Source organism: Hydrogenimonas thermophila, from assembly GCF_900115615.1.
Classification (GTDB): Bacteria; Campylobacterota; Campylobacteria; order Campylobacterales; family Hydrogenimonadaceae; genus Hydrogenimonas; species Hydrogenimonas thermophila.
Genome location: NZ_FOXB01000009.1, coordinates 1 through 12,408, shown reverse-complemented (window position 1 = coordinate 12,408; position 12,408 = coordinate 1). Strand labels below are relative to the sequence as shown.

At 26.6% G+C, this 12,408-nt stretch carries 12 protein-coding genes; 8 read left to right on the top strand and 4 right to left on the bottom strand.

From position 1 onward, the window contains the following. Position 1 precedes the first annotated feature (1 nt). Positions 2–181 (top strand): hypothetical protein, encoded by a 180-nt coding sequence (locus tag BM227_RS04450; protein WP_092911596.1) that lies wholly within the window; start codon positions 2–4, stop codon positions 179–181. Here the strand turns inward: BM227_RS04450 and BM227_RS04445 are convergent. Both BM227_RS04445 and BM227_RS04440 read right to left on the bottom strand, forming a co-directional pair. After that, positions 178–642: a hypothetical protein gene (locus BM227_RS04445; protein ID WP_092911594.1), complete on the bottom strand. Its 465-nt coding sequence runs from the start codon at positions 640–642 to the stop codon at positions 178–180. The genes BM227_RS04450 and BM227_RS04445 overlap by 4 nt on opposite strands. Before the next feature lie 77 nt (positions 643–719). Continuing rightward, the gene (locus BM227_RS04440; protein WP_092911592.1) at positions 720–1,124 is read right to left on the bottom strand and encodes a hypothetical protein; all 405 of its coding nucleotides are present in this window, start codon (positions 1,122–1,124) and stop codon (positions 720–722) included. Positions 1,125–1,210: 86 nt separating this feature from the next. Here BM227_RS04440 and tnpA point away from each other — a divergent pair, with 86 nt between their 5' ends. The 4 genes from tnpA to BM227_RS13135 all read left to right on the top strand — a co-directional run bounded on the left by tnpA (position 1,211) and on the right by BM227_RS13135 (position 2,678). Then, positions 1,211–1,627, top strand: a complete 417-nt coding sequence (tnpA, locus tag BM227_RS04435) for an IS200/IS605 family transposase (RefSeq protein ID WP_092911590.1) — start codon at positions 1,211–1,213, stop codon at positions 1,625–1,627. Positions 1,628–1,660: 33 nt separating this feature from the next. Then, positions 1,661–1,789 (top strand): hypothetical protein, encoded by a 129-nt coding sequence (locus BM227_RS13145; RefSeq protein WP_281244298.1) that lies wholly within the window; start codon positions 1,661–1,663, stop codon positions 1,787–1,789. Between the two features lie 12 nt (positions 1,790–1,801). Further along, positions 1,802–1,927, top strand: a complete 126-nt coding sequence (locus BM227_RS13140; RefSeq protein ID WP_281244297.1) for a hypothetical protein — start codon at positions 1,802–1,804, stop codon at positions 1,925–1,927. A 628-nt stretch (positions 1,928–2,555) separates the two neighbouring features. Next, a complete protein-coding gene (locus BM227_RS13135; protein WP_281244296.1) occupies positions 2,556–2,678 on the top strand; it encodes a hypothetical protein in 123 nt (40 codons plus the stop codon). Between the two features lie 467 nt (positions 2,679–3,145). Here the strand turns inward: BM227_RS13135 and BM227_RS04430 are convergent, their stop codons facing one another. Then, positions 3,146–3,364 carry a hypothetical protein gene (locus BM227_RS04430; RefSeq protein WP_092911588.1) on the bottom strand — a complete coding sequence of 73 codons (219 nt, stop codon included), beginning with the start codon at positions 3,362–3,364 and terminating at the stop codon, positions 3,146–3,148. A gap of 40 nt (positions 3,365–3,404) precedes the next feature. After that, positions 3,405–4,049, bottom strand: coding sequence for a ParA family protein (locus BM227_RS04425; protein WP_177201988.1), 645 nt, complete (start codon positions 4,047–4,049; stop codon positions 3,405–3,407). Between the two features lie 337 nt (positions 4,050–4,386). On the opposite strand from BM227_RS04425, the gene BM227_RS04420 reads away from it, so the two are divergent. The 3 genes from BM227_RS04420 to BM227_RS04410 all read left to right on the top strand — a co-directional run. After that, positions 4,387–7,092 carry a hypothetical protein gene (locus BM227_RS04420; protein WP_092911583.1) on the top strand — a complete coding sequence of 902 codons (2,706 nt, stop codon included), beginning with the start codon at positions 4,387–4,389 and terminating at the stop codon, positions 7,090–7,092. After that, positions 7,085–12,004, top strand: a complete 4,920-nt coding sequence (locus BM227_RS04415; protein ID WP_092911581.1) for a DEAD/DEAH box helicase — start codon at positions 7,085–7,087, stop codon at positions 12,002–12,004. The genes BM227_RS04420 and BM227_RS04415 overlap by 8 nt, the downstream gene beginning before the upstream one ends. 120 nt (positions 12,005–12,124) lie before the next feature. Then, positions 12,125–12,408, top strand: a 284-nt coding sequence (locus BM227_RS04410) for a transposase family protein (protein ID WP_143089669.1), incomplete at its 3' end; no start/stop codon positions are given.

The following is a 12,408-nucleotide window of genomic DNA, read 5'->3' as shown; positions in this document are numbered from 1 at the left end:
AATGGAAAAGTACATAAAATACCTTTTTGTTTTTGTCCTGGTGCTACTCATTACCGGAATGTATTCTATGCAAGAGTACAAAGCATCAGCTATGTTTGTAGCGGTTCTGGCTTTTATCCTTTTTGCTGATTTGCATCAAGATGATAGCGCTTTTAAAAAGTGGCTAGATAAGTACTTTTAGTCATAAAAATCTATCATATTCTGGTAGTATTCATAATCAATCTTTTGCACTTTTTCATTAGGATCCTTATAGTTTAAAGCTAAAACTAGCGGTGTTACTATAGTTTCGTATGCATTATCCTTTTTTCTACAAAGTACGTGAGCTCTATTGTTAGATGCATATACAATATACTCTTCACCTGTATTTCTATCTACTACTACCTTTTTATACTGATTTATTAAATAGAAAGAGTCATTAGTACCATTTCTCAATCTCTCTAAGTCTTGAGTAAAGTGGATTAAGATTCCATCTTTTATTAATGAGTCCACGAACTCTTTTGATAGATCAGTTAGCTTTAGTTCGCCGATTTCTCTAAATGCCAACATTCTATTCAGATCACCGTTACAATTGTCTATATTACTCTTAAGTTCAAAACTGTAAAAATAGTCGCAATAGTTGTAAACTGCTTTAATAATTGTCATTGACCATCCTTTGCTTAGATTTTTCTATTTTAGTATATTCATTGCAATTTGATATAAAAAAATATCAAAATTGCAATTTAACCTTTCAAAACTGCAAAACACTTTCTAAACATATCTTTATCTACAAACGCTTGTGGGCCATCTTCATTTCTAAGTACATATCCAAATTTATTTTGAGCATACACTTCAAACTTTTCATCACTTTCAAGATCGATAACTCTTTTTCTTTGATGCTCGTCATTAATGATATAGAAACAGTCACAATCGCCATTACTAAATCTCTCCAAGTCAAAAAGGAACTGATCAAGCAAACCTGCATCTTCAAGAGCTTGTGCAAGTTTTGGAGAGATGATTTCAGTCTTGCCAAGACTCTTTAGCATTTTATACATACCTTGAAATCTTTCGCTTTTATTGTAAGAGATTGGCTCACTAATCTCAAACTCTACAACATATCCATTGGTTCTATAGATAATGTTTGCCATCTTATGCTCCTTTTTGTCTATTGACTTTTATCTCTTTCTGTTGTATTGTAATACAACTAAGTATCAGTTGTCAAGAAGGTAAAAGAATGGATAAAACCCTATATAAAAAGAATAGACACGCTATATTTAGACTAAAGTATCATTTAGTTGTAGTTTCTAAGTTTAAAAGAGATGTAATCAATGAAGAGATTGCAAAAAGATTGCAGGAAATCGCAAAAGAGATATTTGAAGAGGCTTGGAAGTGTGAAATTACCAATATTGAGTTTAAACCTAACTATGTACATATAGCATTTGAAACACAACCGCAGGTACAACTCTCAAAGCTTGTAAACAATTTTAAAACGGTAAGCAGTAGGCTTATTAGAAAAGAGTTTAAAGAAGATGTAAAAAAGTATTACTTCGATAAGTCATACTTTTGGGCACCAAGTTATTGTCTATTATCTGTGGGTAATAATGCAAATGTAATAATAGATGAGTATGTTAATAACTTAGTAGAAGAGTAATTAAAAAAGTCCATAAGCTATTTGGAAAGAAAAATGGTTGAATCTGTAATGAAATTTATAGAATGGTTCGAAAATGCAGTTAATAAGGATCCAATTAAATGGTTTACTGCAATTATTTTAACAGGACTTGGCATAGGCTCATTTATTGGACTTAATAGTTAGGTAAATTAGCCAATGACAGTTTCTGAAATAGTTATAGGTATAGCAGTTTTTGGTGTGGTTGTATGTTCTATTATCTGTATAGATAGATTGCAGCATAAAAAGCGTATTAAAAACGTTTGGAAGGGAAAACTAAAGTAGTGAACAGGTAGTTTAATGGAGAGTATTTTCTATTTTTTTATTACCTCTTTTATGCTTTTTTTGCATTGAACCATATAGCAAACCTATTGCAAAAATAAGTAATAACAGCGCTTTTATCTCTTCCATTTTTTACCTTCTTAGTAGTTATTGTTATTATATTATCTTTTATAGTTGTAGTCAATTAGTTAAAATTTCATTTTTTCTTAGTAGACTTTTGTAATTAGTATCATATCTTGAGAGCTGGTATTTATCAGTATTTAATTTACAATACCTTATCAATGAATGTACTACTTTTTGGTACAATAGGACATTGGCTGGAGCTTATATTAGATAAAAAAGAAAGGCTAAAAAGTGTTTAATTTAATACTTGGAACTTTTACACTAATCGTTGCAATCATAGCAATTGGAAAATATCGCTATGAGAATGGATTGTCAAGATATTCAAATAGTGCAAGGTAGCTGTTATATTCCAAAGGAGAATGTAATGGAAGCAAATATTATTTTAGGGATAATTGCTTTAATTGGTTCAATTTTAGCGATTGGCAAAAGCATTGACGATAAAAACAAAAAAGAGGGTCATTGTGACCTTTAATTGTATAGAATTGTTGATATTAAAAAAGGATTGGAAATGCAGGATATATTAGGTTTTTTGCCATTAACCATCTTTACAATTTTAGGCATTATGTACCATATTGGACATAATGAGTATAAAAAAGGCAAAAGATCATTTAGGGACTATTTTAAAGCTTGATTAATATATCTTTAAAGCTATCTAAAGCCTAAAAAAGGGTTAACAGATCATTCTTCTTTGAGTTCTTTATCAAGGTAAACATTTGTTTTGATCTTGTCGGCTGTCATAGCAATCCACTTTTGTAAAGTCATATAGCAAAAAACACACTAATTATGTTTTTACTTTACAGTTTTTTCTAATAGTTACTTTTCATAGTTGTAGGATGAAAAAGACTTTGAAAAATGATATAATTATATTGACTAACAACCTTATGGGGTTAATGGCCCGGCAAAGCCTGTGGGTAGCTCCCACGGGCTTTTTTTTGCCGAGACTAAACCCTATAATGTTGTTAGTTATAGTGCTTTTGTTTCTAATAATAGTAACATAAGTTTATTGATGTTAAAAGGTTGGATTTTCCGACCTGGCATTATCGTTTCCATAAACAACTGATTTAATATATCGTTACAATGTAACACTATTTTTTATCTTTACAAAAGCCCATCCTTTTGCATCCTCTCTTGAATAGCTATAAGAATATAAGAATTTACTGAACCACCATAATATGCTTTGATTTTCTCTTCCCACTCAACTGGTAATGAGATTAGTTTTTTCTTCTTTTGAGGTTTTTCTAAAGACTTCTTTTGCTCATCTAGAGCAGCTGAAGATGTTACTTGATCGATATTTTTTAAAAAATCTTTTTTTGCCATAACATATCCTTTATATATCTATAGTATATCTTTTTGATATTTAAAATATATTCAATAGCTCTTTTACTTCTTTGGCAAGAGCAAGTATTTCTTGAGCAGCTTTTGATGCTGGCTTGTATTCGCATACAGTTTTACCAGAGCCTATGGAGTTTGCATAATCAACTCTTTGACGCAGTATTGTTTTTAATGGTTTGAAATGTTTGGAACTCTCTACAAATTCTATTAATTCTTCAAATCTTCTCATTGATGGATTGATGCTATTAAATATTACATGAGACTGTATAGTCTCTTTTTGTATATCTGATAGAGTTTGCAGTATCTCTTCATACTTTTTTAATCCCATAAGATCAAAAGGTTTATCTGAAATAGGTGTTATGATCATATCAGATGCAACGATAGCTATACGGTTAAAAGAGCTGTCAAAACCTCCTGAATCGATAATAATTAACTGATCATCTGTATCATTTTGAATAAGTTTAGTAAGCCTATCAGGTGATTCAATTTTTTCAATTGGCATACTTGGCAAACCACTATTAACCCTTATATCATTTGCAACACTCAAAGATTGTTGAATATCAAGGTCAATAACTTTTACATCAATATTCTTGCTAAGCTCAAAAGCAAGATTCCAAGCTATTGTAGATTTTCCTACGCCACCTTTTTGATGTGAGAGTGTTAGAATCAAGATAACCCTTTATCTAAGATATATTAAACATATATCTATAGTATATCTATTAAATATTTAAATAATATTTAATAGATATAAAAATCTTTCATTTTATAAGATTGGTGTGAATTATAAAGTGACTTTTACTTAACATTGTTTTTATCAAAAATTAATTACTATTAGTTAATAAACAATTAAATAGATTATTTATATGATATTTACAGTTTATTTTAAATTTAGGAAATACATTGAAAAGAGCGATCTATCTTCCAACGGGTCAAAATATTATAATCGTACAAGATGGTGAAGAGTATTGTGAGATCTTCATTGATGAGGAGTTTGCGAGAGGTGTAAAATGATAAATAAACAAGAAATTTTAAAGAAATATAATAATGAGGTTGTTAGTAGGATTGTTGATTTTTTTTATGAGAACAAAAATACTAAATCTATTATAGAATTAAATTTAAGTGAAAATGATATTGATTTTATTGAAGAAATTTTGTTTCATTTTAGAGAAAGACCTGAAAAATTATCACAAAATAGGAAAGCATTTGTAGGATTAATATTTTTGATTTATGTAACATATAGGTTAAAACATAAGTTAAGTTATTCTTCACTTTGGAATATAATTATTGAAGATTTAGAAAAATATGCAAGAACAACTACTTTTTTTCTTGATACTTATTTTATATCGAGAAAAAATCCAAATAATTTTTTAAAAGAATCTATAGAATTAGCAACAAAAGAGTTTAATCTAAGAAATGATTTTGAAAACAGAGATGAGCATCAATATCTTAGAAATACAATATTATTACAAATTGGACTATTAAATAATAGTATTGATAATTTAAAGTTATGGCTCTCAAATTATAATCTGCTTATAGTAATTTCAGAACTTTTAAATGTAGATTCACTAAATTTTTCAAAAGAGTTTAGTGATGGATGGAGAGTTTTAAGAAGATATAGAGATAATATTTTATCAAAAGAGCAAGTCAAAAATATTTTAAATCAAAATATCTGGTTTAAACATCTAAATTTAGATGAGTTATTAAAAGCAGCTAAACAAAGAGTTAAAAAGCAATTGATGATAACACAAGATGAAGATTTGCCAATCTTTTATCTTGAAAAGATTAATTATTCATATGATGGTCTTAATTTTACTATTAATGCACAAGATCTCTATTCACTTAATTTGAGTGGTTTTAGATATGAAATTTATATTGATGATGAATATAAAGGTATTTTAATTGCAAACAATTCAAAAGAATTAATACTAGAATCTCCAATTATAATTTCAAATCCCAAAATTAATCAGATAGATTTGGAAGTTAGAAATGAAGATAGTGATGTAGTATATGCTACAGAGATTACACTATTTGATTTTAGTGAACAGATGATTTTATTTGATGAAGATGGTAATATTTGTCAAAATATATTTAAAAAATTAAATGCTTCTAAAAAATATCACATTTTAATTGATTCAGATTTGGACTGCAATTTTAATATAGATAATCAAAGAGAATATTTTGAAGGGTATGCTACTTTAGTTCCATTTGTAGGATATAAAGATGACTGTAAAATAATATATGATAATGAAGTATTATTTGAGTTAAATTTTAAAACATATATTGAAAAACCTGATTTTATTGATAATTTAGTATTATATACTTGTGCTAAAACAGATTACTCATTTGACTCATTTGTTATTGATAAAGAGTATATATTTGAACTAAAAGTAATGCATTTCAATTCTGATACAGAAGAAATATCGTTATCAGATTTGCCAGATGAATGTAAAGTAATAAAGTGGTCATACTCTGTTGGTTATGCTGATTTTAGTGATATTCAAAATAATACAATTAAAGTAAAACTACATCCGGAAATGGTTGTATTTCCAAAACATACAATATTTTTAAAATATAAAGGCAGAGTATTTAAAAAAGTTTTAAATTGCAATTTCATTGAAAATTATAATAAATATAAAAAATATCAGCTTTTTAAAGTTTTTACTGATAGAAGATATGAGTGTGAGATTGTAGATAGATCATCTTTTCTGACTAAATATGATATTCTTGAATATAAGTACTATTTAAGCGATTTTAGTAAAAGTGAAAAGTTTTATGTTAAAAGTAAATCAAACTTTTATCAAAGTATTAAACCAAATAGAATATTTAAATTTAATAGTTTAGATGGATTTGGAGAAACAATTTTTATTTCAAGTGATAAATTTTATACTCTTAATAATAGTATTTTTTATTATAAAAATTCTGATGAATATATATCTTTATCAGATACAAATTTAAATGAAATTTTTATACGTAAAAATATTCCACAAAATTCAAAATTAATACTATTAGATCAAGAGTTTCAATATCATAGATATTTGGTTAAAGATTTAGAATTTACAGATAATAAATTTAGATTTGATAATAAGTTAATCTCTGCTCTACTGATACATGAAAATAATATAATAGATAGTACATATGATTCAAAGTTTTTAAATAATTTTGATGATTATAGAAACTTTGAAGTAATAAAAAATTTATTATTGTCAAATTATATATTTTTATCAAAAGACTCTTTTACAAATTTTCTAAGAAAAGGCATTGATACTAATTTAAAAGAATTTTTTTCAGAATTTTATAGTGAACAAATAAATATAAATGGAGATATGCTTAAATTAAACTTTTCAAAATATAAAAACTTAATAGATCATACTTTGTTTTCATTTAAGTTTGATACCGAAAAATCTATTAAGATACTTAATGAAATTGTTCTTAATAGAAAAGAAAATTTTATGATTGATACACCAATTGTATTATTTAAACTTCTACAAGCATCAAACTCAAATAAATTGATAAATTATTTTTATAATTATCTAGTATCTATGAGAGTTGAGTTAAATGGTGAAAGGGATGAAAAATTTATTAAAGAGATTATTGACAATTTATTTAGAATAACAACTTTAAAAGAGATTAAAGAACATAGTTTAAAAATTGCTATGCATTATATAAATGGAAAATACTATTTAAAAAAAGCATTGGAGAGATTAAATGGCTGACTATTTAAATGCTATAGAATTAGCAGAAAATTTAAGGGAAAGGCTAGAAGAAGTTGCTTTAAGTAGTATAGATATTAGAGATAGTGAATTGCAAAATAAATTAAATGAAGTTATAAAATCAGAGGATGGATTAATTTCAGAAATTTTAGTTGAGGGTGCATTCCCTGCAAAAAAGCATACTCAAACTTTAAACAATATACCATTTTTGAATAAAAAATTCTTGAAACTTCTTGACTTAAATAAAATCTTTGATCCTAATTTTTATCCATATAAACATCAATATGAGACTTTAAAGATTGTAAGTGATATGGATGAAAATAACAAACCAGCTATTGTTATTACTGCACCGACTGGTTCAGGAAAGACAGAATCCTTTTTACTACCAATGCTTAATGATTTAATATCAAACCCAAGAAGAAAGGGAGAAACAGGTGTAAGAGTAATTATTTTATATCCAATGAATGCTTTAGTTGCAGATCAAAATAAAAGACTGTTTTCATATCTAAAAGGGCAATCAAAAATTAGAATGTTTTTTTACAATAGTGAAACACCAAAAAAAGAAAAATATGCAACAGATGAATTTAATGATAAATGCTTTGTAAAAACAAGAGAGGAAGCTTGGAAAAATCCTCCAGATATAATGATTACGAATTATTCTATGCTTGAATATATATTAGCAAGACCAAATGATTATCCTTTAATAGGCAATGCACTAAGAACTATAATTGTAGATGAAGCTCATCTATATACTGGAACTCTTGCCGCAGAAGTTTCACTTTTACTAAGAAGAGTGATTACAAAAGCAAAAATTAATAATTCAAAGGTTTTATATATTGCTACAACAGCAACAATTTCAGATAATAAAGAAGAGCAACAAGATTTCTTTAGTAAATTTTTTAATAAAAGTAAATACAAAATTATAAATGTTCGTGGTGAAAAAGAGTTTAAAGAAATTGATAAAGATATAAATGTTGATAATGAAATAGAAGATTTTAAAGACATTTCAAATTTAATAACAAAAAATAATCTTGATTTATATAATAAATTTAAAAACTACAAAATATTTCCTAAAATTTTAAAAATATTGTCAAAACCAGAAGAAGAAAATGATATTGATATTATTGAATTTAATAAACTGCAAAGAATTATTTCTGACTCTATTGATTCTCAAACTCTTTTAAATATTTTTACAATTGGAGCAAAAGCAAGACAAAATGATAATGAACTTCCGCTACTCCCTCACAAGTTACATTTACAAGTTAGAAGCTTACAAGGTTTTTCTATATGTTCCAATCCAAAATGTCCAGATTCAAAGATTGAAGGAATAGGAAAAATTCATCATGGGATTTTTTATAACTGTACAACTTGCAAGAGACCTACTTTAAATCTTGTAAAATGTTCTGAATGTGGTGAACACTTTTTTTATGGAAAATTTGATGATAAAGATCAACTACATCTTAAAAGGTTTATATCAAATGAGTTTGATAATGAAGATAGCTATTTTTTAAGTTTTAAAGAGTCTTCAAAATCAATTTATATAAACAAAGATGGAAAAGAATGCTCTGAACATGACTATAATAACAAATTTTATATTCATTCAGTCTGTCCAACGTGTTCTAATGATAATTTTATTCCTATCGGTTTGAGTGATCAGTTTTTACTTCCTTTAGTTGCTGAAACAATGCTTGTTAATATGCCTAAAATAGATAAAGAGATTAATAGATTTTTACCAGCTCAGGGAAGAAGACTTTTAATTTTTTCTGATAGTAGAAGTGAAGCAGCAAGGCTTGGTTCTCTTTTAACATACCAACATGAGCTTCAACTTTTTCGAAGAATTATAGTTGAAACGATTCAAAATAAAATTTTAGAAAATGAAAATAACGAATTAAAAGAGTATTATCAAAATGAAATTTTAGAAAATGAAAAAAAATTAAAAGGTATAGAAAATCCTAAGATTAGAGAAAAAGTGATAGAAAAGATAAATAGTTTAAAAATTGAACTTTCAAAAATGGACTCTGCTATAACAATACCTGATTTAATTCATGAAATAAAAAATCATAAGTTACTTGGAGAATTTTTTGATAAGGAAAGAATGAGGAGACAATCTTATGATGAAAGAGAACAATTAGCTTATGAGAAAAATTTAGAAGCTATCAAAAGAAATATTTACTCAAGAGTAGTAGAGTCTCTTATTACTCCAAATATCAAAGATATTAACTTAGAAAGTTTGGGATTGATAAAATTTATATATCCTGCTATAAAGTCAATAGAGTTATCTGATAAATTCAAATATATATTTATTGATGATAAATATGATAATTTTGAGAAAATAAAACTAGAGATTTTAAATATATTTTTATATATCTTTAGAGATTTAAAAGCAATTACAGCAGAACAAGTATATTTTGATGAAATTAAAGATAAATTTTCAAAAATAGGTCTTGGTCAATATATCACATATAATGCAAAAGGTAAAAAGCTTTATAATTTAAAAGTAACTAATCAAAGTTTTTTATATAGATTTGTAGCTTTTATTCTTAGAAGTTTCAATTTGGCGGATACCGATGAAAATATTCATATTTTTTTAGAAGCAATCTATGAAACATTTTTAGTAGCTTCAAAAAGAGCAGATATACAATGGCTTGAATATAAAGAAGTTCAATCTGATGATGATAGAGTAGTAGATGCTTTTAGAATTGTATTCTATGAATTAGGCTTAACAATACCAAGTACACTCTATTTAAATACCATAAATAAAACAATTTGGCAAAATGCGGTAAACAATATAGTTCCTGAAAAAAATAGTATTGTCAATCTAAAAAAAGTATCTCAAGATGATTTAAATAGAGATCCTTATTTTTCAAGATATAGAAATATGTATCTTAAAGGAACAAAAGAATTAAGTATGGGACTTTGGGCAGAAGAACACTCTGCTCAACTCTCTCAAAAGGAAAATAGAAGATTACAAAATCTCTTTATTCAAGGGAAAAGAAATATTTTATCTGCTACAACAACCCTTGAAGTTGGTATTGATATTGGTGGTTTAAGTGGTGTATTAATGGCAAATATTCCGCCAAATAAAGCAAATTATATTCAACGTTCAGGACGTACAGGAAGAAGAACAGATGGTTCGTCAATTACTTTGACTTATGCAAAAACAAGACATTTTGACCAAAATGCTTTTAGAAATTTTAAGTTTTATATGGAAAAACCACTTAAAAAGTTAACAATTTCTCTTGAAAAAGAGAAAGTGGTAATTAGGCATTTTAACTCTTTTATATTCTCAAAGTTTTATGAATCTTATTTTGACAGTCGAAATAATTTAGTTAATTCTTTTAATAAGATGGGAGTTTTTGTAGGCATTTTGGAAATTCCAAAATTTACTGATAATTCTTACTCAAAATTTGATTTTGAAATAGAGGAAGAGTCAATTTATAAGAAGTTTATTCTTTTTTTGAAAACTTATAAAATTTCAGAAGAGGACAAAAACTTTTTTAGAGAAATTTTTGCATATACAAAACAAGATTTTGATTATTATGAACTACTAAGAGAGTTTAAAAAGAATATTCAAGAAATATGTGATAAATATATTAATGATGTAAAAGAACTCTTTAATGATTGGAACAGTACAACAGTAGTAAGCCATAAAAATGCAATTAGATACAATATTAAACAAAAGCATGGCATGAGTTTGATTGAAGTATTTTCTAATGCTCAAATTTTACCAAAGTATGGTTTTCCTATAGATGTAAAATCACTTCAAGTTATTAATCAAGGAAGAGATGAAAAAGATGAATTTGAATTATCAAGGGGAAGTTTTATAGCTTTATCTGAATATGTTCCAGGTTCAAAAATATTAGCTGGAGGAAAACTGATTGAATCAAAAGGGATTTCAAAACATTTTACTGGAGAAAATTTAGATGAAGCATTTGGAGAAAATGGATTTATTTATATATGTAGTAAAGGTCATTTTTTTACATCTCAATATATCGTTCATAAATGTAAAATGGATGGATGTGAGGCAAGTGTTAAACCAGCAAATTATTTGATACCTAAAAATGGTTATATTACTGCTGCTTCAGATAAATTGTCATTTAAAATTGCAAGTCCTAAAAAAATAGGAAGAGTTGAAATACATAGTGAAATATATTCAACCTCAAAGAATGATATTGTTTTTGAATATGATGATTTTAAAATTGTTTATAAAGAAAAAACATCAATTTATGGAATAAATAAAGGTGAAAAAGGATATGGATTTGCAATTTGTACAAAGTGTGGATATGCAGAGTCTGAAAATGGACAGGTAAATAAAGGAAGTTATGATAAATTGCCAACATCGTTTAAAAAACATGCTTCTATTTACAGTGAGTCAGATTTGAATAGATGCCTTGAAAGCCATCCAACTATCTGGAGAAATTATAACTTAATGGCAAAAATGATAACTGATGCAATTATAATAGTTCCTAAAAGAGAGATTACAGATATTAAAATAGCTCAAACATTAGCAAATGCTATGAAACTAAGTGGAGTTGATGAGTTAGGAATTGATGAAAGAGAGATAGCTTCATTAGTACAAGAGATAGATGGTAAATATGTTTTAATGTTTTATGATAATCAATCTGGTGGTGTTGGTTACGTGTATGACTTAGCAAAAAATCGATGGAATACTTGGATAGAAAAAACTAAAGAAAGATTATTTATTGATGAAAAGCATAATGAAGAGTGTTTAAATGGATGTATAAAATGTGTTGTAACAATGAATACAAATGAGCCATTACCTAGAAAAGAGACTTTAGACTATTTAGTAGGTAAAAACAATGACATAATTAGTGCGAATAGCAAAAGAAAAAAACAAATTATTAAGCCAAAAATAAGTAATAGTGAAAGATTGAAAAAATTTAAAAAAATATAAATTTAAAAATCTTTTTAAATAAAAACTTATATTAAAAGGATATATCATATAGCCCATTCCGATACTAAGGAATACTTTTTGCTATAAAGCCAAAAAAGTATATTTATATCGGGAGAAAAAATGGAGCCAGAATTATTGAAAATTTTAAAAGAGCATATATCAGAACAGGCAAGACCACAGGGGAGACAGTATAGTTTGCCGGTAATAATGTTTTTATCGATAATAGCTATATTAATGGGAGCAAAGAATCCAATAGAGGTATATAAATGGATGAAAGCAAATGCTAAAAGGAAGGAGATAAAAAAATTACTAGGAGTAGAGTTTATACGAATACCTGGGAGATCAAGATTATATGATTTTTTTGAGATAGTAGATAAAGATGAATTAGAGACGGCTTTTAGAAA

What these genes read in the sequence shown, in the direction of transcription:
- BM227_RS13145 (WP_281244298.1), top strand. Translation starts at nt 1,661, where the DNA reads ATGGTTGAATCTGTAATGAAATTTATAGAATGGTTCGAAAATGCAGTT.
- BM227_RS13135 (WP_281244296.1), top strand. Translation starts at nt 2,556, where the DNA reads ATGCAGGATATATTAGGTTTTTTGCCATTAACCATCTTTACAATTTTA.
- BM227_RS04440 (WP_092911592.1), bottom strand. Translation starts at nt 1,124, where the DNA reads ATGGCAAACATTATCTATAGAACCAATGGATATGTTGTAGAGTTTGAG.
- BM227_RS04445 (WP_092911594.1), bottom strand. Translation starts at nt 642, where the DNA reads ATGACAATTATTAAAGCAGTTTACAACTATTGCGACTATTTTTACAGT.
- BM227_RS04420 (WP_092911583.1), top strand. Translation starts at nt 4,387, where the DNA reads ATGATAAATAAACAAGAAATTTTAAAGAAATATAATAATGAGGTTGTT.
- BM227_RS04450 (WP_092911596.1), top strand. Translation starts at nt 2, where the DNA reads ATGGAAAAGTACATAAAATACCTTTTTGTTTTTGTCCTGGTGCTACTC.
- BM227_RS04415 (WP_092911581.1), top strand. Translation starts at nt 7,085, where the DNA reads ATGGCTGACTATTTAAATGCTATAGAATTAGCAGAAAATTTAAGGGAA.
- BM227_RS04430 (WP_092911588.1), bottom strand. Translation starts at nt 3,364, where the DNA reads ATGGCAAAAAAAGATTTTTTAAAAAATATCGATCAAGTAACATCTTCA.
- BM227_RS13140 (WP_281244297.1), top strand. Translation starts at nt 1,802, where the DNA reads ATGACAGTTTCTGAAATAGTTATAGGTATAGCAGTTTTTGGTGTGGTT.
- tnpA (WP_092911590.1), top strand. Translation starts at nt 1,211, where the DNA reads ATGGATAAAACCCTATATAAAAAGAATAGACACGCTATATTTAGACTA.